General features: G+C 71.9%; 21 protein-coding genes. 12 read left to right on the top strand and 9 right to left on the bottom strand.

The features are described 5' to 3' along the window. Nucleotides 1-63 precede the first annotated feature (63 nt). A complete protein-coding gene (locus LR269_RS13870; RefSeq protein WP_231431346.1) occupies nt 64-561 on the top strand; it encodes a hypothetical protein in 498 nt (165 codons plus the stop codon). A 73-nt stretch (nt 562-634) separates the two neighbouring features. Here the strand turns inward: LR269_RS13870 and LR269_RS13865 are convergent, their stop codons facing one another. Both LR269_RS13865 and LR269_RS13860 read right to left on the bottom strand, forming a co-directional pair. Further along, nucleotides 635-841, bottom strand: a complete 207-nt coding sequence (locus tag LR269_RS13865) for a dodecin family protein (RefSeq protein WP_231431345.1) — start codon at nt 839-841, stop codon at nt 635-637. Between the two features lie 86 nt (nt 842-927). Next, nucleotides 928-1119: a DUF5302 domain-containing protein gene (locus LR269_RS13860; RefSeq protein ID WP_231431344.1), complete on the bottom strand. Its 192-nt coding sequence runs from the start codon at nt 1117-1119 to the stop codon at nt 928-930. Between the two features lie 339 nt (nt 1120-1458). On the opposite strand from LR269_RS13860, the gene LR269_RS13855 reads away from it, so the two are divergent. Continuing rightward, nucleotides 1459-3741, top strand: a complete 2283-nt coding sequence (locus LR269_RS13855) for a polyribonucleotide nucleotidyltransferase (RefSeq protein WP_231431343.1) — start codon at nt 1459-1461, stop codon at nt 3739-3741. Between the two features lie 177 nt (nt 3742-3918). Here LR269_RS13855 and LR269_RS13850 read toward each other — a convergent pair whose 3' ends face one another. Genes LR269_RS13850 through LR269_RS13835 form a run of 4 tightly spaced genes read right to left on the bottom strand, consistent with a single transcriptional unit; the run spans nt 3919 to nt 6228 of the window. Then, nucleotides 3919-4140, bottom strand: a complete 222-nt coding sequence (locus LR269_RS13850) for a hypothetical protein (RefSeq protein WP_231431342.1) — start codon at nt 4138-4140, stop codon at nt 3919-3921. Then, nucleotides 4140-4799 carry a transcriptional regulator gene (locus tag LR269_RS13845; protein ID WP_231431341.1) on the bottom strand — a complete coding sequence of 220 codons (660 nt, stop codon included), beginning with the start codon at nt 4797-4799 and terminating at the stop codon, nt 4140-4142. Before LR269_RS13845 ends, LR269_RS13850 begins: the two co-directional genes overlap by 1 nt. Before the next feature lie 49 nt (nt 4800-4848). Continuing rightward, nucleotides 4849-5754: a RimK family alpha-L-glutamate ligase gene (locus tag LR269_RS19020; RefSeq protein WP_231431340.1), complete on the bottom strand. Its 906-nt coding sequence runs from the start codon at nt 5752-5754 to the stop codon at nt 4849-4851. Between the two features lie 9 nt (nt 5755-5763). Next, a complete protein-coding gene (locus tag LR269_RS13835; RefSeq protein WP_231431339.1) occupies nt 5764-6228 on the bottom strand; it encodes an Lrp/AsnC family transcriptional regulator in 465 nt (154 codons plus the stop codon). A gap of 165 nt (nt 6229-6393) precedes the next feature. Between LR269_RS13835 and pdhA the strand changes: the two genes are divergently transcribed. The 4 genes from pdhA (at nt 6394) to LR269_RS13815 (ending at nt 10407) form a co-directional block, all read left to right on the top strand. Then, the gene (pdhA, locus tag LR269_RS13830; protein ID WP_231431338.1) at nt 6394-7542 is read left to right on the top strand and encodes a pyruvate dehydrogenase (acetyl-transferring) E1 component subunit alpha; all 1149 of its coding nucleotides are present in this window, start codon (nt 6394-6396) and stop codon (nt 7540-7542) included. Continuing rightward, nucleotides 7539-8549, top strand: a complete 1011-nt coding sequence (locus LR269_RS13825) for an alpha-ketoacid dehydrogenase subunit beta (RefSeq protein WP_231431337.1) — start codon at nt 7539-7541, stop codon at nt 8547-8549. The genes pdhA and LR269_RS13825 overlap by 4 nt, the downstream gene beginning before the upstream one ends. A 5-nt stretch (nt 8550-8554) precedes the next feature. Further along, nucleotides 8555-9958, top strand: coding sequence for a dihydrolipoamide acetyltransferase family protein (locus LR269_RS13820; RefSeq protein ID WP_231432354.1), 1404 nt, complete (start codon nt 8555-8557; stop codon nt 9956-9958). Between the two features lie 134 nt (nt 9959-10092). Continuing rightward, the gene (locus LR269_RS13815) at nt 10093-10407 is read left to right on the top strand and encodes a 4a-hydroxytetrahydrobiopterin dehydratase (RefSeq protein WP_231431336.1); all 315 of its coding nucleotides are present in this window, start codon (nt 10093-10095) and stop codon (nt 10405-10407) included. Nucleotides 10408-10533: 126 nt separating this feature from the next. Here LR269_RS13815 and LR269_RS13810 read toward each other — a convergent pair whose 3' ends face one another. Both LR269_RS13810 and LR269_RS13805 read right to left on the bottom strand, forming a co-directional pair. Beyond that, nucleotides 10534-11016: a GNAT family N-acetyltransferase gene (locus LR269_RS13810; protein ID WP_231431335.1), complete on the bottom strand. Its 483-nt coding sequence runs from the start codon at nt 11014-11016 to the stop codon at nt 10534-10536. Beyond that, on the bottom strand, nt 10995-11621 hold the full coding sequence (locus tag LR269_RS13805) for a TetR/AcrR family transcriptional regulator (RefSeq protein WP_231431334.1): 627 nt from the start codon (nt 11619-11621) through the stop codon (nt 10995-10997). The genes LR269_RS13810 and LR269_RS13805 overlap by 22 nt, the downstream gene beginning before the upstream one ends. A 127-nt stretch (nt 11622-11748) precedes the next feature. On the opposite strand from LR269_RS13805, the gene LR269_RS13800 reads away from it, so the two are divergent. After that, complete coding sequence (locus LR269_RS13800; protein ID WP_231431333.1) at nt 11749-13356, top strand: carboxyl transferase domain-containing protein; 1608 nt, start codon at nt 11749-11751, stop codon at nt 13354-13356. 45 nt (nt 13357-13401) lie between these two features. Here LR269_RS13800 and LR269_RS13795 read toward each other — a convergent pair whose 3' ends face one another. Beyond that, nucleotides 13402-14127, bottom strand: coding sequence for an MBL fold metallo-hydrolase (locus tag LR269_RS13795; RefSeq protein ID WP_231431332.1), 726 nt, complete (start codon nt 14125-14127; stop codon nt 13402-13404). 112 nt (nt 14128-14239) lie between these two features. On the opposite strand from LR269_RS13795, the gene LR269_RS13790 reads away from it, so the two are divergent. The 5 genes from LR269_RS13790 to LR269_RS13770 all read left to right on the top strand — a co-directional run bounded on the left by LR269_RS13790 (nt 14240) and on the right by LR269_RS13770 (nt 19563). After that, nucleotides 14240-14809, top strand: a complete 570-nt coding sequence (locus tag LR269_RS13790; RefSeq protein ID WP_231431331.1) for a TetR/AcrR family transcriptional regulator — start codon at nt 14240-14242, stop codon at nt 14807-14809. 62 nt (nt 14810-14871) lie between these two features. Continuing rightward, the gene (locus LR269_RS13785) at nt 14872-16947 is read left to right on the top strand and encodes a biotin carboxylase N-terminal domain-containing protein (RefSeq protein ID WP_231431330.1); all 2076 of its coding nucleotides are present in this window, start codon (nt 14872-14874) and stop codon (nt 16945-16947) included. Beyond that, entirely contained in the window at nt 16944-18110 is a 1167-nt protein-coding gene (locus tag LR269_RS13780; protein ID WP_275506737.1) for an acyl-CoA dehydrogenase family protein, read from the top strand. Before LR269_RS13785 ends, LR269_RS13780 begins: the two co-directional genes overlap by 4 nt. A gap of 53 nt (nt 18111-18163) precedes the next feature. After that, a complete protein-coding gene (locus LR269_RS13775; RefSeq protein ID WP_231431329.1) occupies nt 18164-18745 on the top strand; it encodes a MaoC family dehydratase in 582 nt (193 codons plus the stop codon). Beyond that, entirely contained in the window at nt 18745-19563 is an 819-nt protein-coding gene (locus tag LR269_RS13770; protein ID WP_231431328.1) for a CoA ester lyase, read from the top strand. Before LR269_RS13775 ends, LR269_RS13770 begins: the two co-directional genes overlap by 1 nt. Nucleotides 19564-19607 lie beyond the last annotated feature (44 nt).

Raw genomic sequence — 19607 nt, 5'->3', positions numbered from 1 at the left:
GAGGTCTCGCGGGTCGACGACGGCCGGGTCACCGGTTTCGAAACCCGATCGGAAGGATCCACCATGTTGATTCGCAAGGCCATGGCCGCACTCGCCGCAGCTGCGGCGCTCGTGCTCGTCGGCGCCGGCCCCGCCATGGCGGGCGGCAGCCCCCACTTCATCAAGAGCGCCACGAGCGCGTCGGCCGACGGGACCAGCCTCGTCGTCCAGTTCAAGGAGGCCGGCCTGTCGTCGGGCTCCATCGAGACCGTCCAGGCGACGGCGCATCTCGACGCCACGTACCAGTGCATCAACGGCGGGGGCAACAACCCGAGCGATCCGAAGAAGACGACCATCTCGCAGGACGTCTCGGAGAGCGGGGTCTTCACCGCCGGCAAGAACGGCAACCTCGTCGGATCGCTGACGCTGTCGCCGCCCGCGGCGGCCGACGTGCTCGACTGCCCGAACGGCCAGACGTCGACGTTGACCGCGGTGACCTGGTCGAATGTCAGGGTCGACGACCTGACGAGCGGTGCCTCGATCATGTTGAAGGGCACGTTCAGCTCGGGCTCACCGGTCTGATCGGCACGCACGGACCCGGCGGGGGCGCGGCTGCGCCCCCGCCGGCTCGTGTGCCGGCCCGCGGCGTCGACGCTCAGTCGTCGAGCACGAAGGTGACCTCGAGCGTCACCGACCAGGCCGTGATGCGGCCATCGGCCGCCTCGACCTTCTGCTCCTTGACCCACGCGCCGCTGACGTTGCGAAGCGTCTCGGCGGCGCGGGCGACGCCCGCGGCGACCGCGTCGTCGAAGCTCACCTCGGAGCGGACGGTGATGGTGGTGACTCGTGCGACGGAAGACATGGGTTCCTCCTCGATTCCATCGGCGTACCGCCCATCATCCGCCTCACGGCGCGCGACCGCGAGGGGTTGACCGGTGCGGGCCCGCGTCAGCCGCTCTTGCGGCGGAACTCGCGCTTGTGCGAGGCGGGGCCGTGCGCGTCGTGCGCCTGGCCGCCGCCGTCGAGGTGCGCCTCGCCCTCGCGCTGCTTCGATGCCTTGTTCTTGCGCTCGAGCGCCTCGCGGAACTTGCGCTTGGTCTCGTCGGTAGGGCCCGCGGGCTTCGCGTCGTCGGATGCCATGGGTTCGAGTCTGGCATGGATGTCGCGGCGGATGCCCCACGAGCGGAGGAGCGGCGAGCACGATCCGGAGCGTCGACCACGCGACATCCGCAGTTCACGGCCTCAAAATGCTCGCTCTGCTAGCATGGCAGGCGGTCACCCGTGCGATTCGTCCTGGGTGCCGTCTGGAGCAGGCCGGCAGGAAGCTGGTCCCCTGTGGTGGATCACCGAGCACGCATCGGTGGACTTCTACTGGTGGCCAGCGTGAACGCAAGCTCTTGCGATTCGTAATGCCTGTTCCTGCTCCTTCGTACGAGTCGCGCCCACACGGGGTGCGACGTTAAACAAAGGAGAGGCCTCTTGGAAGGTCCTGAAATCACGTTCGCCGAGACCGTCATCGACAACGGCAAGTTCGGCACGCGTACCATCCGCTTCGAGACCGGCCGCCTCGCCCAGCAGGCGCAGGGCTCGGCCGTCGCGTACATCGACGAAGAGACCATGCTGCTCTCGGCGACGAGCGTCTCGAAGCAGCCGAAGGAGCACTTCGACTTCTTCCCGCTGACGATCGACGTCGAAGAGCGCATGTACGCCGCGGGCCGCATCCCCGGCTCGTTCTTCCGTCGCGAGGGCCGCCCCTCGACCGAGGCGATCCTCACCTGCCGTCTGATCGACCGCCCCCTGCGCCCCTCGTTCGTCGAGGGCCTCCGCAACGAGGTCCAGGTCGTCGTCACGGTGCTCGCGATCGAGCCCGACGAGCTCTACGACGTGCTCGCCATCAACGCCGCCTCGCTCTCGACCCAGCTCTCGGGCCTGCCCTTCTCGGGCCCCGTCGCCGGTGTGCGCGTCGCGCTCATCGACGGCCAGTGGGTCGCGTTCCCGAAGCACTCGCAGCTCGAGGAGGCCGTGTTCAGCATGGTCGTCGCCGGCCGCGTCGTGACCGAGGCCGACGGCTCGCAGGACGTCGCGATCATGATGATCGAGGCCGAGGCGACCGACAACGCGTGGGACCTCATCCAGGGCGGCGCCGTCAAGCCGAACGAAGAGGTCATCGCGCAGGGCATCGAATCGTCGAAGCCCTTCATCAAGCAGCTCGTCGAGGCGCAGCTCCAGGTCGCGAAGACGGCCGCCAAGCCGGTCGCCGACTACCCGACGTTCCCGCCCTACCAGCCCGAGGTCAAGGAGGCCGTCGCGGCCTTCGCCGGCGCCGAGCTCAAGGACGTCTACCAGATCGCCGGCAAGGTCGAGCGCCAGGACGCCGACGACGCCCTCAAGGCGCGCACCAAGGAGCACATCGCGGCCAAGGTCGAGGCGGGCGAGCTGCCCGAGTCGGCCATCGCCGAGGTGTCGGCCGCATACAAGTCGGTCACGAAGAAGGTCATGCGCACGCGCGTCCTCGAAGAGGGCGTCCGCATCGACGGTCGCGGCCTCGCCGACATCCGGCCGCTCGACGCGGAGGTGCAGGTCGTGCCCCGCGTGCACGGCTCGGCGATCTTCCAGCGCGGCGAGACCCAGATCCTGGGCGTCACCACGCTGAACATGCTCAAGATGGAGCAGCAGATCGACTCGCTCTCGCCGGTGACGAAGAAGCGCTACATGCACAACTACAACTTCCCGCCGTACTCGACGGGTGAGACGGGTCGTGTGGGTTCGCCGAAGCGTCGCGAGATCGGCCACGGCGCCCTCGCCGAGCGCGCCCTCGTGCCGGTGCTGCCGTCGCGCGACGAGTTCCCCTACGCGATCCGCCAGGTGTCGGAGGCGCTCGGCTCGAACGGCTCCACCTCGATGGGCTCGGTCTGCGCGTCGACGCTCTCGCTGCTCAACGCGGGCGTGCCGCTGAAGGCCCCCGTCGCGGGCATCGCGATGGGCCTCATCTCCGACACCGTCGACGGTGAGACCCGCTACGCGGCGCTCACCGACATCCTCGGTGCCGAAGACGCCCTCGGCGACATGGACTTCAAGGTCGCCGGCACGAGCGAGTTCGTCACCGCGATCCAGCTCGACACGAAGCTCGACGGCATCCCCGCGTCGGTGCTCGCCGGCGCGCTGACCCAGGCGAAGGACGCCCGCACGACGATCCTCGCCGTGCTCAACGCCGCGATCGACGCGCCCGACGAGATGGCGCCGACCGCGCCGCGCGTCATCAGCGTGCAGATCCCCGTCGACAAGATCGGCGAGCTGATCGGCCCGAAGGGCAAGACGATCAACGCCATCCAGGACGAGACCGGCGCCGAGATCTCCATCGAGGAGGACGGCACCGTCTACATCGGCGCGACCGACGGCCCCTCGGCCGAGGCCGCCCGCGCCCAGGTCAACGCGATCGCCAACCCGACCAACCCCGAGGTCGGCGAGCAGTTCCTCGGCACGGTCGTGAAGATCGCCGCGTTCGGTGCGTTCGTCTCGCTGCTGCCCGGCAAGGACGGCCTCCTCCACATCTCGGAGGTGCGCAAGCTCGCCGGCGGCAAGCGCGTCGAGAACGTCGAAGACGTTCTGGGCGTCGGCCAGAAGATCCTCGTCGAGATCACGAAGATCGACGACCGCGGCAAGCTCTCGCTCGCCCCGGTGCTGCAGGAGGACGCGGACTCCGAGGGTCGCGGCGCGACCGGCGAGCACGCCGAGGCTCCCGCCGAGGGTGCCGACGCGTAATCGCACCCAGCACGCACGCGGATGCCCCGCCCGATCCATTCGGGCGGGGCATCCGTCGTTCACGGCCGGGGGAGGCCGGCCGCCGCTTCGGTGATCCGCACCGATTCGGAACGATGCGGATGCCTCGCTCCGAAGTCGTGGCGATCGCCGAACTCCCGGCGCGGCGCGTGAGCCGGCTCAGAGCAGGCGGGTCGTGGCGCGGCCCGTGAGCGCGTCGCGCTCGGCCAGCGCCCTGCGGGCGGCGGTCCGCGCCTCGAGCCGGTCGAGCTGGCGTTCGCGGTCGTTGCGCCGGCTCGCGAGCCGGAGACCCCAGCTCGCGAGGCCGAGCCCGCCGCGCACAGCGAGTGCGGCGAGGGCGCCGGCGCCGGGAGAGAGGGGAGAGAGGGTTGCGTTCGTCATCATCGCTCCTTCGGAGTCGTGGTGTCGTCGGTGACCTGCCCGCGCACGAGCGGGAAGGCGTTGAGGTGGATCTGCACCGGGCGCGAGCCCGGCGACGGGGTGAGCTTGTAGAGGTCGCCGTACTTCATGAAGACGACGTCGAGCTCGGCGACGAGTGCGCCGAGCTGCTCGGCGGTGAGCCGGAGGTTGATCGTGTCGCTCGTGGCGATGTCGAGCCATTCGGCGTCGAAGATCTGGTCGCCCTCGGTGACGAAGTCGCGGAAGTTCTGCTCGCGTGTGCGCATCCACTCGTCTTCGACGAGCTTGGCGGCGAGTCGTTCGGCGCTGCCCGGCGGCAGCGAGCGGGCGTCGGGAACGGCGACTGAACCGGGCACCCGCTCCCACCAGCGTTCGCGACCCTTGCCGCGAGCGGTGTTCTCGCGCACGAGGCCGGACCGCTCGAGCTGGCGCAGGTGGTAGCTCATCGACCCGCTCGATTCGCCGAGTCGTTCGCCGAGCCCGCTCGCGGTGAGCGGGCCGTAGGCCGACAGCTCGTCGTAGATGCGCACTCGCAACGGGTGGGCGAGCGACTTCAGCGCCGAGGTCGACAGCACATGGTCGATGCCGGGGTGGCGGGTGCTGCTCGGCTGGTCCTCGAAGTTCTCCGGTGTCGTCGTCATGTTGCAAAGATAGCGCTGCAAAGGAAGCTTTGCAAGAGTTTGTTTGCAATCAATCGTTTGCAACTCCGTCCCGGTCGGTGCCGAGCCGGGCGATCGTCGCCTCGGCGAGGCGTCCGGCGCTGCCTGGAGCGAGATCCAGGTACAGCATCGGCTCGATGAGCTCGAGCTCGAGCACGCCGAGACGGCCGCCGAACCGGACGACGTCGAACCTCGCGTACAGGAGGTCGAACGGCAGCACTGCGAGCATCGCCTCGACCGCGGCGAGGTCGTCGGGGTCGGGAACGACGCGCTCGATCGACCCGCCGTAGATGCCATGGGCGCGGAAGTCGCCGGCGGCCGGGCGCTTGCGCAGCACGTGGCTGTGCGTCCCGCCCAGGAACGCGAACGACAGTTCGCCCTCCGCGACGATCGATGCGGCGAACGGCTGCACCATGACCTCGGCGTCGTGCGGGAGCGCCTCGAGCATCGCGGCCAGGTCGCTCGCCGTCGTGCGGACGACGCCCGACCCGCCGACTCCGATCGCCGGCTTCACGACGAGCTCGTCCCAGCCGGCGTCGTCGACCGCGGCGAGCACCCGTGCCGCATCGACCCGTCGCCCGCGCACGACCGGCACGATCGGCACGCCCATGCGCTCGAGGTCGTCGAGGTAGCGCTTGTCGGCGTTCCAGCGCACCGCGTCGACGGGGTTGAGGAGGAGGCACCCCGAGTGCGCGATCCCGTCGGTCGCCTCGAGGAACGCGTCGACGTGGTCGACGTAGTCCCAGGTGCTCCGCAGCACCGCGGCGTCGTAGCGACTCCAGTCGACGGTCGGGTCGCTCCAGGCGACGGCCTCGGCGTCGACGCCGCGTTCGCGGAGCGCCTCGAGCAGCCGGTGGTCGTCGGCGAAGAGCGACTCCACGTCGGGGATGCGCCACGTGACGAAGCTCGGGAGCCGCTCGCATCTCACGACCGCCACGTGCATCGGTCAGCTCCCCGAGGTGAGCAGCGGTCCGAGTCGATAGGGGATGAGCTCGCCCATCGCGAGCGAGGTCTCGGTGCGTTCGACGCCGTCGACCGCGAGGATCTCGCCGTCGATGCGGAACAGGTCGTGCGCATCTCGGCAGACGACGCGCACGAGCAGGTCGATCGACCCCGAGAGCCCGTGCGCCTGGATGACCTCGGGGATCTCGGCGATGCGGTCGACCACGTCGCCGAGCAGCTTCTGCCGGACGTGGACGGCGATGAACGCCTCGAGCGGGTAGCCGAGCGGCGTGGGGTCCATGCTGCGCTCGAACGAGAGGAACGCCCCGGATGCCTCGAGCCGCGCCATCCTCGCCTGCACGGTGTTGCGCGACAGGCCGAGCCGATCGGCGAGGGCGACCACCGTGGCGCGCGGGTCGGGTGCGAGCGCCGAGAGCAGGGCACGGTCGACGGCGTCGTAACCGGTCATATCGCCAGACGATAGCACGCATCGCTCGGCTTCGACTTGGCAACATGCTCAAGCGATCGGTGCATGCTTGAGCGGTGTGACCGATCGACGTATGCTCGCCGTATCCGGCAGAGCGGCCGGTGCGGGCTGCCCACGAAGCGGGTCCGCCGAAAGCGAGGATCGACGATGACCCCATCCGACCGAGACGCCACGGGGCTGTTGACGCGCCCCGATCCGTTCGTCCAGCTGATCACCCCGACGGGCGAGCGCGTGCGCGACGACGTCCACGACCCGTGGGTCCGCGACATCGACCTCGATGTGCTCGCGCGGCTGTACCGCGACATGGTCGTCGTGCGCCGGCTCGACACCGAGGCCACGGCCCTGCAACGCCAGGGCGAACTGGGCCTGTGGCCCCCGCTGGCCGGCCAGGAGGCCGCCCAGATCGGGTCGGCGCGCGCCCTCCGCGGCGACGACTTCGTCTTCTCGAGCTACCGCGAGCACGCCGTCGCCTGGGTGCGCGATGTGCAGCCGGCCGAGCTCCTGAGCGTGTGGCGCGGCACCGCCGCGAGCGGGTGGAACCCCTACGAGCACAACATGGCCGTGCCGCAGATCATCATCGGCGCGCAGGCGCTGCACGCCACCGGCTACGCGATGGGAGCCCGCTGGGAGGGCACCGACACCGCGGCCATCGCCTACTTCGGCGACGGCGCGACCAGCGAGGGCGACGTCAACGAGGCGCTCGTGTTCGCCGCGAGCTTCGACGCCCCCGTCGTGTTCTTCTGCCAGAACAACCAGTGGGCGATCTCCGAGCCGGTCGGACTGCAGTCCAAGCAGCCCCTCGCGCGTCGCGCCGACGGCTTCGGCATGCCGGGCATCCGCGTCGACGGCAACGACGTGCTCGCCGTCCTGGCGGCGACGCGCATCGCACTCGATCGCGCCCGCCGCGGCGAAGGGCCGACCTTCATCGAGGCCGTCACCTACCGGATCGGCCCGCACACCACCGCCGACGACCCGACCCGCTACCGTACCGAGCCCGAGCTCGCCGAATGGCGCGAGCGCGACCCGATCGCGCGCGTGCTGGCGTTCCTCGAGGCCTCGGGTGTCGACGCCGAGGGCCTGCAGCGCGACGCGCAGGCCGAGGCCGACCGCGTCGCCGCCGACCTGCGCGCGGCGATCACCACGCTCGCCGACCCCGAACCCATGTCGGTGTTCGACCACGTCTACGCCGAGCCGAACAGCCACCTCGACCGCCAGCGCGACCACTACGCCCGCTACCTCGCGATGTTCGACGACGCGAGCCACGAGGCATCCGGCTCTGAAGGAGGCGCTCGATGACCCAGCTGACCCTTGCGAAGGCCCTCAACGCGGGGCTGCGCCACGCGCTCGCCGACGACGAGAAGGTCGTGCTCATGGGCGAGGACATCGGCACGCTCGGCGGCGTGTTCCGCGTCACCGACGGGCTGAAGGCGGAGTTCGGCGCGCACCGCGTCGTCGACTCGCCGCTGTCGGAGGCGGGCCTCATCGGAACGGCGGTCGGGCTCGCGTACCGTGGATTCCGCCCCGTCGTCGAGATCCAGTTCGACGGCTTCATCTATCCCGGCTTCGACCAGATCGTCGCCCAGGTCGCCAAGCTGCACTACCGTTCGCGCGGCACGGTGAAGATGCCGATCACGATCCGCGTGCCCTTCGGCGGCGGCATCGGTGCGGCCGAGCACCATTCGGAGTCGCCCGAGGCGTACTTCGCGCACACGGCGGGCCTGCGCGTCGTCGCGTGCTCGAACCCCGCCGACGCGCACCTCATGATCCGCCAGGCGATCGCGAGCGACGACCCCGTGCTCTTCTTCGAGCCGAAGCGCCGCTACCACGTGAAGGGCGAGGTCGACCTCGACGCGAGCCTCGCCGACGCACCGCCCATGGGCGTCGCGTCGACGCTCACCCGCGGCGACGACGTCACGCTCGTCACCTACGGCGCGCTCGTGCAGACCGCCCGTGACGCGGCGACGGCGGCGGCGGAAGACGGCGTCTCGATCGAGGTCATCGACCTGCGCTCGCTCGCGCCGATCGACTACGCACCCGTCGAGGCGTCGGTGCGTCGGACGGGACGCCTCGTGATCGCGCACGAGGCGGGACAGCAGGGCGGCATGGGCGCCGAGATCGCGGCGTCGATCACCGAGCGGTGCTTCGAGTTCCTCGAGGCGGCGCCCGTGCGCGTCACCGGCCACGACATCCCGTATCCGCCGGCCAAGCTCGAACGGCACCACCTGCCCGACCTCGACCGCATCCTCGACGGGGTCGACCGGGTGCTCGGCCGTCCGAACTCGCTGAGCGGAGTGGAGGCATGACGACGATGATCCGCGACTTCCCGTTGCCCGACCTCGGCGAGGGCCTCACCGAGAGCGAGATCGTCGCCTGGCGGGTCGCCGTCGGCGACCGGGTCGAGCTCAACCAGATCGTCGCCGACGTCGAGACCGCGAAGGCCGTCGTCGAACTGCCGACGCCGTACGCGGGGGTCATCACCGCGCTGCATGCCGCCGAGGGCGAGACGGTCAACGTGGGCGAGCCGCTCTTCTCGTGCGACACCGGTGAACCGCTCGACGACGGCGAACCGGTCGGGGCGGCGGATGCCTCCGAGTCGGGCGCCTCGACCTCCGATGCCCCCGAGCCCACGCTCGTCGGCTACGGTGCGCGCGACGAGGGCGGCCCGAAGCGGCGTGCGCGCCGCGCGCCCGGCGGTGCCGCTTCCGCGGCGGCGACAGCACGCACCGGCACGCCCTCCGCGACGTCGGCGGAGGCGACGACCGGGCCGGCCGCCGCCGAAGCGCCCGCGCAGGCGGGGGAGCGGCCCGAGCGACCCCGCTCGACGCCGCCGGTGCGCAAGCTCGCCCGTGACCTGGGCGTCGACCTCGAACAGATCGCGGGCACCGGCCCGCGCGGGCTCATCACGCGCGACGACGTCGAGCGCGCGGCGTCCTCGCCCGGGGTCGCGGCTCCCGCGGCCGGTGCCGTCGGCGCAGTGCCCGCCGCGGCGGCCCGCGGCCGTGCCGACCGCCCGGCGGAGACGCGCATCCCGATCCGCGGCGTGCGCAAGCACACCGCGGCGGCGATGGTGCGCAGCGCCTTCACCGCGCCGCACGTGACCGAGTTCCTCACCGTCGACGTCACCGAGACGATGGAGCTCGTGCGCAGCCTGCGCGAAGACCGCGCGCTCGCGTCGCACCGGGTCACCCCGCTCGCCGTCGTCGCGAAGGCGCTCTGCATCGCCGCTCGCCGCACGCCCGACGTCAACGCCCGGTGGGACGACGACGCGCAGGAGATCGTGCAGTTCGGCGGCGTCAACCTCGGCATCGCCGCCGCGACCGATCGGGGACTCGTCGTGCCGAACATCCCGGCCGCAGACGAGCTGACGCTGCTCGAGCTCGCCGACGCGATCACCGCGCTCGCCGAGACCGCCCGCGCAGGGCGCACGAGCCCCGCAGACCTCGCAGGCGGGACGATCTCGATCACCAACATCGGCGTGTTCGGCATCGACGCGGGCACGCCGATCCTCAACCCGGGTGAGGCGGCGATCCTCGCGATGGGGGCCGTGCGACGCCAGCCGTGGGAGCACCGCGGTGAGATCGCGCTGCGCGAGGTCATGACGCTCAGCCTCTCGTTCGACCACCGACTCGTCGACGGTGCGCAGGGCTCGCGGTTCCTCGCCGACATCGGCGCGATCCTGCGCGAGCCGGGTCGCGCGCTGACCATGATGTGACGGCCGGTACCGAACTCGGGAGATCGGCGGCGGCTCGCCGTTCCGTCGTGCGATCCGCGGCGGGCACCCCGGGTTCGGTTCCGGGTGGGACCGCACCCCTACCGGCGGGTCGTAGCCCGGAGGATGATGGCAGCATGAACGACCCGCGGCGCATCCTCACCCCGGCCGAGACCGCCGACGACCTGGCGGGAACGGCGTTCGTGCACACCGGCGACCGGATCGACGGCGCCTACCGCACCGATGACTTCGCGAGCGCGGTCGAGCTGCTCGACGAGGTCGCTGCGGTCGCCGACGCCCTGAACCACCATCCCGACGTGCGGCTCGGCTGGGGGCGCATCGAGTTCGAGCTGAGCTCGCACGACGTGGGCGGCGTCACCTCGCGCGACGTCGAGCTCGCCCGCCGGATCGACGCGCTCGCCGACGGGCAGGGTGCGCGGCCCGGCAACTGACGGGCAGGGCGCGCGGCCCGGCAGTCGTCGCGAACTGCGCGGCACGCGATCGGCCGGGGCTCGGGGTTCGCCGCAGTCGGGCCGGACCGGTGGGCGGCACACCCGCGAGGCATCCGCCCGCGCCGATCAGCCGAGCTGGTAGACGCGTTCCTCGATCTCGGTGCCGCGTGCGTTCGCGAACCCCGTCTCGGTGCCGACCTGCTCGAATCCGAGCCGCTCGAGCACCGCGATCGAGCGGGCGTTGTCGGCTGCGACGCGAGCGCGCACGGGGCGCTCGCCGAGCGTGTCGAGGAAGAGGCGCATCGCACGGGTCGCGATGCCGCGGCCCCAGTACGCACGGTCGATCCAATAGGTGATCTCGGGCGTGCCCTCGTCGAACCAGCGGGCGACGCTGCCCACGATGTCGCCGTCGACGCGGACGGTGCGGGCGTCGATGCCCGGATCGTCGAAGAGTCGTCGCCAATGGGCGTCGAACATCGCCCGATCGCCCGGGTCGGGCGGCGTGAACGCGGCCATCTCGACCGCGACGGGGTCTTGCTCGATCAGGAACAGTGCATCGAGATCGCCGACGCGGGTCGCGCGCAGCGTCACGACATGAGGCTCGCCCATGCCATCTCCTCCAGGATGCCGCGGACGATGCCCTCGGCAGGTCGGCGCCCGGGGATGCGGGCGCTGTGCGGAGTGGAGTTCAGGAGTCCGAAGGCGGCGTGTGCCCGGACCCTGAGCTCCGCCTCGGCCCGATCGGGCCGGAGTCTGGAGAGCACGTCGACCCAGTTCTCGACGTACCGGCGCTGGAGGAGGCGGACCTCGTGACGGGCGCCGCGGTCGAGCTGCTCGAGCTCGCGGTCCTGCACGAGGATGACGTCGGCCTCGCCCAGCGCGAAGTCGACGTGGTGGGCGATGAGCGCGCGCAGCGCGTCGTCGGGGCCGGATGCCTCGCCGAGGACCCGCTCGGCCCCGTCGAGGAGGGCCCGGCTCGCGCCCTCGAGGATGGCGGCGAGCACCGCGGCCTTGCCGGGGAAGTGCCGGTACACCGCGGGGCCGGAGACGCCAACGGCGGTGCCGAGGTCTTCGATCGTGACGCCCGCATAGCCGCGCTCGGCGAAGAGCGTCGCCGCGGCGGCGAGGATGGCGGCGCGACGGTCGGCCTTCTGGCGGCCGCGCTCGGTGAGCGCTGCCGGTGCCTCGGGCACGGGGGCGGGGCTGCTTGCCATCTCGGTTAACGCTCGCTAACATCGGGAATCGAGTTAGTGCACACTAACCGAAATCACGTGCCGTCCACAAGGGGGCGCGCCGCCGCCGGCGAAGGGGCCGACGGCGGATCGACCGAGACGGGGCGAAATGGTCACGCTGCAGACGCACATCGACGCCGATGGCGAGGCGGGGCGTGCGAACGCCGCCGCCCATGCCGAACTCGTGGAGGAGCTGCGCGAGCGGCTCGCCGCCGCGGCGCTCGGCGGGCCCGAGGCATCCCGGGAGCGCCATGTCGCCCGTGGCAAGCTGCTGCCCCGCGACCGGGTCGACCGCCTGCTCGACGAGGGCAGCCCGTTCCTCGAGGTCGCGCCCCTCGCCGCCGACGGCCTGTACGGCGGCGACTCGCCGGGTGCCGGCATCATCACGGGCATCGGGCTCGTGCACGGCCGTCCCGTGATGGTCGTCTGCAACGACGCGACCGTCAAGGGCGGCACCTACTACCCGATGACGGTGAAGAAGCACCTGCGCGCGCAGGAGATCGCGAAGGAGCATCGCCTCCCGTGCGTGTACCTCGTCGACTCTGGCGGCGCGTTCCTGCCCCTGCAGGACGAGGTGTTCCCCGACCGCGAGCACTTCGGCCGCATCTTCTACAACCAGGCGCAGCTCTCGTCGATGCGGGTCCCGCAGCTCGCCGCCGTGCTCGGCTCGTGCACGGCGGGCGGCGCCTACGTGCCGGCGATGAGCGACGAGACCGTGATCGTGCGGAACCAGGGCACCATCTTCCTCGGCGGCCCGCCCCTCGTGAAGGCAGCGATCGGCGAGGTCGTGACGCCGGAGGAGCTCGGCGGCGGCGACCTGCACTCGCGGGTGTCCGGTGTCACCGACCACCTCGCAGAAGACGACGAGCACGCGCTCGAGCTCGTGCGCGACATGGTCGCGACGCTGCCCGAGCAGCCGGCGCGGGCGTGGGCGGTGCGCGAGCCCCGTCCTCCGGCCGTCGACCCGGCGGGCCTCACCGCAGCCGTGCCGATCGACGTGCAGCAGCCCTACGACGTGCACGAGGTGATCGCGCGGCTCGTCGACGGCAGCGAGTTCAGCGAGTTCAAGCCCGAGTACGGCGACACCCTGGTCACCGGCTTCGCCCGCATCGACGGCCACCCGGTCGGCATCGTCGCGAACAACGGCGTGCTGTTCAGCGAATCGGCGATGAAGGGCGCGCACTTCATCGAGTTGTGCGACCAGCGCGGAATCCCGCTGCTGTTCCTGCAGAACATCTCGGGGTTCATGGTCGGCCGCGACGCGGAGGCGGGCGGCATCGCCAAGCACGGCGCGAAGATGGTGACCGCGGTCGCCACGACCCGGGTGCCGAAGCTCACGGTCGTGATCGGCGGCTCGTTCGGCGCCGGCAACTACTCGATGTGCGGGCGGGCGTACTCGCCCCGGTTCCTCTGGATGTGGCCGAATGCGCGCATCTCGGTGATGGGCGGCGAGCAGGCGGCCTCCGTGCTCGCGACGGTCAAGCGCGACCAGCTCGCGATCAAGGGCGAGACCTGGGCGGATGACGCGGAGGAGGCGTTCCGCGCCCCGATCCGCGCGCAGTACGAAGACCAGGGCAGCCCGTACCATTCGACGGCCCGGCTCTGGGACGACGGCATCATCGCGCCCGAGGACACGCGCACGGTGCTCGCCCTCGCGCTCGAGCTCGCGAGCCGCACTCCGCTGCCCGAGCCGGCGTTCGGGCTCTTCCGCATGTAGTGACGGCGACGGCTCGGGCGCTCGGGCGCCCCGCCGTTCGCAGCGTCAGCGAGCGGATGCCTCGGCCGCGCGCTCGATCGCGTCGACGATCGCCGGTACGCCGCCGTGCCAGGGCATGCCGTGGCCCGGAAGCACCCAGCTCGCCGCGACGCCGTCGAGCCGATGCAGGGAGGCGAGCGCCTCGGCGGGGTCGTCGGTGAAGGGGGCGGGCTGCGGACCTTCGGCGCCCGTGAGCACGTGCCTGGTCGTCAGCGCGTCGCCGACGAACACGGCGTCGACCGCGGGAACGTGGATCGCGACGCTGCCGGCGGAGTGCCCCGGCATGCCGATGATGCGCGGCGAGCCCGGCAGGTCGAGCACGTCGCCGTCGCGCATCGGCACGACCTCGGTGAGGTGCGTCGTGCGCAGGCCGCCCGTGCGCGCCGCGTACCAGAGGAACCTCGCGGTCGCGCCGAGCTTCACGTGCCCCCATCCGGGCTTCGACGACTCCTCGCCCCGCGCGCGGGCCGCGTCGGCCTCGTGGACGTGGACGGGCACGCCGTGGTCGCGGCGCAGGCGTTCGGCGAAGCCGATGTGGTCGGTGTCGCCGTGGGTGAGCACGACGCCCCGGACGTCGTCGACCGTGCGGCCCATCGCCGCCAGCTCGTCGATCAGCTCCGGCCACTGCCCGGAGAGGCCTGCGTCGATGACCGTCACGCCCTCGGGTGCGTCGACGAGGTAGACGGCGACGATGTCGTTGCCGATGCGGTGGAGCGACGGGGCGAGCTGCATTTCGGTATCCTCTGCGTTCTCGGTGTGGACGATGATGGCTATGCTACATAGCCATCATGGCTATGCGCAATAGCCTAAGCTCGATTCCGACATCGCATGAGGGGAGCACGAGATGCCCGCACCCGATCGCACCTCGCTCGAGGAGATCATCGCCGCCGGCCGCACCGTCGTCGAGTCCGCCGGCCTCGACGGCCTGACGATGCAGGCCGTCGCCGATCGCGTCGGCGTGCGAGCGCCGTCGCTCTACAAGCGGGTGCGCAACCGCGGCGCGCTCGTGGCGCTCGTGGCCGAGGCGACCGTGCGCGACCTGGCCGCCCGCCTCGACTCGGCGGCGCCGTCCGGCGGCGACGCGCGTCGCGGGCTCGTCGGGCTCGCCCGCGAGCTCCGTGCGTTCGCGCACGAGTGCCCCGTCGCGTTCGGCCTGGTGTTCGCACCCGGCGGCGGGGGAGTGTCGCAGGGGGTCCTCACGGCGGCGAGCGCCCCGGTGCTGCGCGTCGCCACGGCGCTCGTCGGCGAGTCCGATGCGCTTCCCGCCGCGCGCACGATCACCGCCTGGGCGAACGGCTTCGTCACGATGGAACTCGCGGGGGCGTTCCGGCTCGGCGGTGACGTCGACCGCGCGTTCGACTACGGCGTCGAGCGACTCGCCGAGGCGCTTGCCAATTCAGTTAACGAGCACTAACATCAGTTCCAGTTAGTGCGCGCTAACTGGAGAGCGCGCTGCGATGGTGCAGAGAGGCGCGAATGGTCACGCTCGAGGGCTTGCCCGGCGATGCCGGCTCCCGACTCCCCGCCGAGGTCGATCCCCGCCCGCGCCCGTTCGAGCGCGTGCTCGTCGCGAACCGCGGCGAGATCGCGGTGCGCGTCATCCGCACCCTTCGTCGGCTCGGCATCCGCTCGATCGCCGTCTACTCCGACGCCGATGCCGACGCGCCGCACGTGCGGCTCGCCGACGACGCCGTCCGCATCGGCCCCGCAGCGGCCGCCGAGAGCTATCTCGATGCCGACCGCCTCGTCGCTGCGGCGCTCGCGACGGGTGCCCTGGCCGTGCACCCCGGGTACGGCTTCCTGTCCGAAGACGCAGACTTCGCCGCCGCCTGCGCCGCGGCCGGCATCGCCTTCGTCGGCCCCGGCGCGCGCGCCCTCGAGATCATGGGCGACAAGATCCGCGCGAAGCAGCATGTCGCGGCGTCGGGCGTGCCGACGGTGCCCGGCGTCGCCGATCCAGCGCTCGACGACGCGGCACTCCTCGAAGCCGGTGCGGCGGTGGGGTTCCCGCTCCTCGTGAAGCCGTCCGCCGGCGGCGGCGGCAAGGGCATGCAGATCGCGCGAGACGCCGAGCAGCTGGCCGCGGCGCTGCCGGCCGCGCGCCGCATCGCCCGGGCCGCGTTCGGCGACGACACGCTCCTCCTCGAGCGGCTCATCGAGCGCCCCCGGCACATCGAGGTGCAGGTGCTCGCCGACGCCCATGGCCGCGTCATCCACCTCGGCGAGCGCGAGTGCTCGCTGCAGCGCCGCCACCAGAAGGTCATCGAAGAGGCGCCGTCGCCGTTGCTCGACGCGGACACCCGCGCCCGCATCGGCGAGGCGGCCTGCGACGCCGCCCGCAGTGTCGACTACCGCGGCGCCGGCACGGTCGAGTTCCTCGTCTCCGACTCTGCACCCGACGAGTTCTTCTTCATCGAGATGAACACCCGGCTCCAGGTGGAGCACCCCGTCACCGAACTCGTCACCGGCATGGACCTCGTCGAGCAGCAGCTGCGCATCGCCGCGGGCCAGCCGCTCGCTGTACGGCAGGACGACGTGAGGCTCACCGGGCACGCGATCGAGGCGCGCGTCTACGCAGAGAGCCCCGAGCGCGGCTTCCTCCCGTCGACGGGTGAACTGCTCATCTGGCGCGAGCCGGCGGGCGACGGGGTGCGGGTCGACGGCGGCATCCGCTCGGGCCAGACGATCACCGCCGACTACGACCCGATGCTCGCGAAGGTCATCGCACGCGGGGCCGACCGGGCCGAGGCCCTCACGCGGCTCGACGCGGCGCTCGCCGGCACGGTGGTGCTGGGCATCGACACGAACCTCGCGTTCCTCCGCCGCCTCCTCGCCGAACCGGCGGTGCGGCGCGGCGACCTCGACACCGGCCTCATCGACCGCATGCCGGAGCCCGAGTCCGACGGCGTTCCCCCCGAGGTGCTCGCCGCCGCGCAGGCGGCACGCGCCTCGGCGGCCGTCGATGCCGCCCGCGAGGCCGGCGGTCGTGCCTGGCAGCTCGCCCGCGACTGGCGACCCGGTCGACCGGGCACCCCCTCCGGCGCCGCAGCGCACTCGGCGTCTGCGGACGCCGTCGCGACCGCCGGCGACGGCGCGACCTGGGTGCACACTCCGCACGGTACCTGGCGGGTGCCGGCTCCCGATCGTCGCGCCGACCTCGACGCCCGACTCGCGATGATCGAGCGCGGCGGCCTCGTCGACCCCGAACTCCGTGCGCCGATGCCCGGCACCGTGACCGCCGTGCTCGTCGCCGACGGCGACCGGGTCGAGCCCGGAGACGCCGTCGTCGCGATCGAGGCGATGAAGATGGAGCACCGCGTGACCGCGACCGTCGCCGGCATCGTGCGGCTGTCGGTCGCGATGGGGCAGCAGGTCTCGCGAGACCAGCCGGTCGCCCGAGTCGACGCATCGCCCGAGGCATCCACCCGCATCGACGGCACCGCCGACCGCGACCCGGTCGCGGCCGCCCCGAGCACCCCACCGGCATCGTCGGGCGCACTCCACGAGGGTGCGCACCCGAGCACCCCACCAGGAATGAGGATCACGACGTGAGCACCGAGCTGAGCAGCGAAGAGCAGCAGCTGTACGACATGGTCTGCGAGTTCGCCGACACCGTCGTCGCACCGCAGGCGTACGAGGCGGACCGCACGCACACCCTGTCGATGGACGTCGTCGCGCAGATGGGCGAGCTCGGGCTGTTCGGGCTGCCGTTCCCCGAGGAGGTCGGCGGCCAGGGCGGCGACTACGTGGCGCTGTGCCTCGCGATCGAGGCCCTCGCCCGCGTCGACCAGTCGATCGCGATCACGCTCGAGGCTGCGGTCGGCCTCGGCGCGATGCCAGTCTTCCGTCACGGCACCGAGGAGCAGAAGGCCGAGTTCCTGCCCGACCTCGTCGCCGGTCGCGCGCTCGCCGGCTTCGGCCTGACCGAGTCCGAGGCCGGTTCCGACGCCGGCGCCACCCGCACGACGGCGGTGCTCGACGGCGACGAGTGGGTCGTGAACGGCTCGAAGCAGTTCATCACCAACTCGGGCACGCCGATCACGAGGTTCGTCACGGTCACGGCCGTCACCGGCGAGCGCACCCGGGCCGACGGATCGGTCGCGAAGGAGCTCTCGACGATCATCCTGCCGAACGGCACACCCGGCTTCACGGTCGCCCCCGGCTACGACAAGTCGGGCTGGCGCGCGTCCGACACGCACCCGCTGACGTTCGACGACGTGCGCGTGCCCGCGGCGAACCTGCTCGGCGAGCGCGGGCGCGGCTTCGCCAACTTCCTGCAGACGCTCGACGAGGGCCGCATCGCGATCGCGGCGCTCGCGACGGGTGCTGCGCAGGGCTGCCTCGACGAGGCGCTCGCCTACGCGAAGACCCGCAACGTGTTCGGCGTGCCGATCGCGTCGCACCAGTTCATCGCCTTCACGATCGCCCAGATGCAGGCCCGCGTCTACACGTCGCGCCTCGCCTGGCACGACGCGGCCCGACGCGCCGACGCGGGCCTCCCGTTCAAGAAGGAGGCGGCGATGGCGAAGCTCGTCTCGAGCGACGCCGCGATGCTGAATGCTCGCGACGCCACCCAGATCTTCGGCGGCATGGGCTTCATGAACGAGAGCCTCGTGGCCCGGCACTACCGCGACTCGAAGATCCTCGAGATCGGCGAGGGCACCAACGAGGTGCAGCTCATGGTGATCGCACGCGAGCTGGGCCTCGCCGGGTAGCGTTCGAGTCGAGAGGGATGCCTCGGGCCGACCGAGGCGGGAGGGAGCGGGCGATGCCCGGCGAATCGACCGACCTGCCCGAGGTGCGCCGCGAGGTGCTGCAGCGGGGGCTCTGGTTCGACGAGTTCGAACCCGGCACCCGCTACCTGCACCGGCCGGGTCGCACCGTCACGGAGGCCGACAACGTGCTGTTCACGACGCTGACGATGAACACCCAGTCGCTGCACCTCGACGCCGCGTGGGCCGAGGGCCAGCCGTTCGGCGAGCGGCTCGTGAACTCGATGTTCACGCTCGCGACGATCGTGGGCGCCTCGGTGGCCCAGCTGACCCAGGGCACGATCGTCGCGAACCTCGGGTTCGCCGAGGTCGCGTTCCCCGCACCGCTCTACCACGGCGACACCCTGTACAGCGAGACGCTGGTCGTCGCGGTGCGCGAGTCCGCCTCACGGCCCGGTCAGGGCATCGTCACCCTGCATCACGTCGGGCGCAACCAGCACGGGGTCGAAGTCGCCCGGGCGACGCGGTCGGTCCTCATGTGGACGCGCGAGGCGGGGGAGCGGCAGGCATCCGAGTCCGCGAGCGGTTCCGCTGCCGCCGGCGCGCGCGGCGCCGAGCGCACCGACGAGGAGGAATGATGGCCGACCGACCCGCCTTCCGCTTCGGGCCGGCGATCCTGTTCTGCCCGGCGGATCGCCCCGAGCGATACGCGAAGGCGCTCGACCGCGCCGACGCCGTCATCGTCGACCTCGAAGACGCCGTGGCGCCGGGTGCGAAGCCCGAGGCCCGCGCAGCCCTCGTCGACACGCCGCTCGACCCCGAGCGTGTGATCGTGCGCGTTAACCCCGCCGGCACCGAGGACTTCGCCGCCGACCTCGCCGCGATCGCCGCGACCGACTACCGCACGGTGATGCTCGCCAAGTGCGAGGGCACGGCCGACCTGGTCGACCTCGCCGAGCTCGAGGTCGTCGCGCTCTGCGAGACGGCGCGCGGCGTCATGTCCGCGGCCGAGATCGCGGCGATCCCCAACGTGTCGGCGCTCATGTGGGGTGCTGAAGACCTCGTCGCGTCGCTCGGCGGCTCGTCGAGTCGCGGGCCCGACGGCGGCTATCGCGAGGTCGCGCGGCACGCCAGATCTCAGGTGCTGCTCGCCGCCGGGGCGCACGGCGCCGCGGCGATCGACGCCGTCCACCTCGACATCGCCGATGTCGAGGGTCTCCGCCTCGAGGCGGAGGATGCGGCGGCCGTCGGCTTCGCGGCGACCGCGTGCATCCACCCCTCGCAGTCCGCCGTCGTCCGGTCGGCGTACCGGCCCGAGCCCGAGCGCGTGGCGTGGGCGCGCGCGGTGCTCGAGGCGGCCGAGGGCGAGCGCGGGGTGTTCGCGTTCCGGGGGACGATGGTCGACGCACCAATGCTCGCCCAGGCCGAAGCGGTGCTGCGGCGCGCCCGCCGCTGAACCGCGCGCTCGGTTCATGAGACTGCCTCAGGATCCCCTTGAAC

Origin of the sequence: Agromyces sp. S2-1-8 (genome assembly GCF_021129215.1) — a bacterium.
Lineage (GTDB): Bacteria > Actinomycetota > Actinomycetes > Actinomycetales > Microbacteriaceae > Agromyces > Agromyces chromiiresistens.
This window is presented reverse-complemented; position numbering and strand designations above follow the sequence as displayed.

Excerpts from the sequence above, each read along its gene's own strand:
- LR269_RS13825 (WP_231431337.1), top strand. The coding sequence starts at position 7,539 with ATGACCCAGCTGACCCTTGCGAAGGCCCTCAACGCGGGGCTGCGCCAC.
- LR269_RS13800 (WP_231431333.1), top strand. The coding sequence starts at position 11,749 with ATGGTCACGCTGCAGACGCACATCGACGCCGATGGCGAGGCGGGGCGT.
- LR269_RS13835 (WP_231431339.1), bottom strand. The coding sequence starts at position 6,228 with ATGACCGGTTACGACGCCGTCGACCGTGCCCTGCTCTCGGCGCTCGCA.
- LR269_RS13785 (WP_231431330.1), top strand. The coding sequence starts at position 14,872 with ATGGTCACGCTCGAGGGCTTGCCCGGCGATGCCGGCTCCCGACTCCCC.
- LR269_RS13815 (WP_231431336.1), top strand. The coding sequence starts at position 10,093 with ATGAACGACCCGCGGCGCATCCTCACCCCGGCCGAGACCGCCGACGAC.
- LR269_RS13805 (WP_231431334.1), bottom strand. The coding sequence starts at position 11,621 with ATGGCAAGCAGCCCCGCCCCCGTGCCCGAGGCACCGGCAGCGCTCACC.
- LR269_RS13810 (WP_231431335.1), bottom strand. The coding sequence starts at position 11,016 with ATGGGCGAGCCTCATGTCGTGACGCTGCGCGCGACCCGCGTCGGCGAT.
- LR269_RS13795 (WP_231431332.1), bottom strand. The coding sequence starts at position 14,127 with ATGCAGCTCGCCCCGTCGCTCCACCGCATCGGCAACGACATCGTCGCC.
- LR269_RS13870 (WP_231431346.1), top strand. The coding sequence starts at position 64 with ATGTTGATTCGCAAGGCCATGGCCGCACTCGCCGCAGCTGCGGCGCTC.
- LR269_RS13860 (WP_231431344.1), bottom strand. The coding sequence starts at position 1,119 with ATGGCATCCGACGACGCGAAGCCCGCGGGCCCTACCGACGAGACCAAG.
- LR269_RS13865 (WP_231431345.1), bottom strand. The coding sequence starts at position 841 with ATGTCTTCCGTCGCACGAGTCACCACCATCACCGTCCGCTCCGAGGTG.
- LR269_RS13775 (WP_231431329.1), top strand. The coding sequence starts at position 18,164 with ATGCCCGGCGAATCGACCGACCTGCCCGAGGTGCGCCGCGAGGTGCTG.
- LR269_RS13820 (WP_231432354.1), top strand. The coding sequence starts at position 8,555 with ATGATCCGCGACTTCCCGTTGCCCGACCTCGGCGAGGGCCTCACCGAG.
- LR269_RS13770 (WP_231431328.1), top strand. The coding sequence starts at position 18,745 with ATGGCCGACCGACCCGCCTTCCGCTTCGGGCCGGCGATCCTGTTCTGC.
- LR269_RS13850 (WP_231431342.1), bottom strand. The coding sequence starts at position 4,140 with ATGACGAACGCAACCCTCTCTCCCCTCTCTCCCGGCGCCGGCGCCCTC.
- LR269_RS13845 (WP_231431341.1), bottom strand. The coding sequence starts at position 4,799 with ATGACGACGACACCGGAGAACTTCGAGGACCAGCCGAGCAGCACCCGC.
- pdhA (WP_231431338.1), top strand. The coding sequence starts at position 6,394 with ATGACCCCATCCGACCGAGACGCCACGGGGCTGTTGACGCGCCCCGAT.
- LR269_RS13790 (WP_231431331.1), top strand. The coding sequence starts at position 14,240 with ATGCCCGCACCCGATCGCACCTCGCTCGAGGAGATCATCGCCGCCGGC.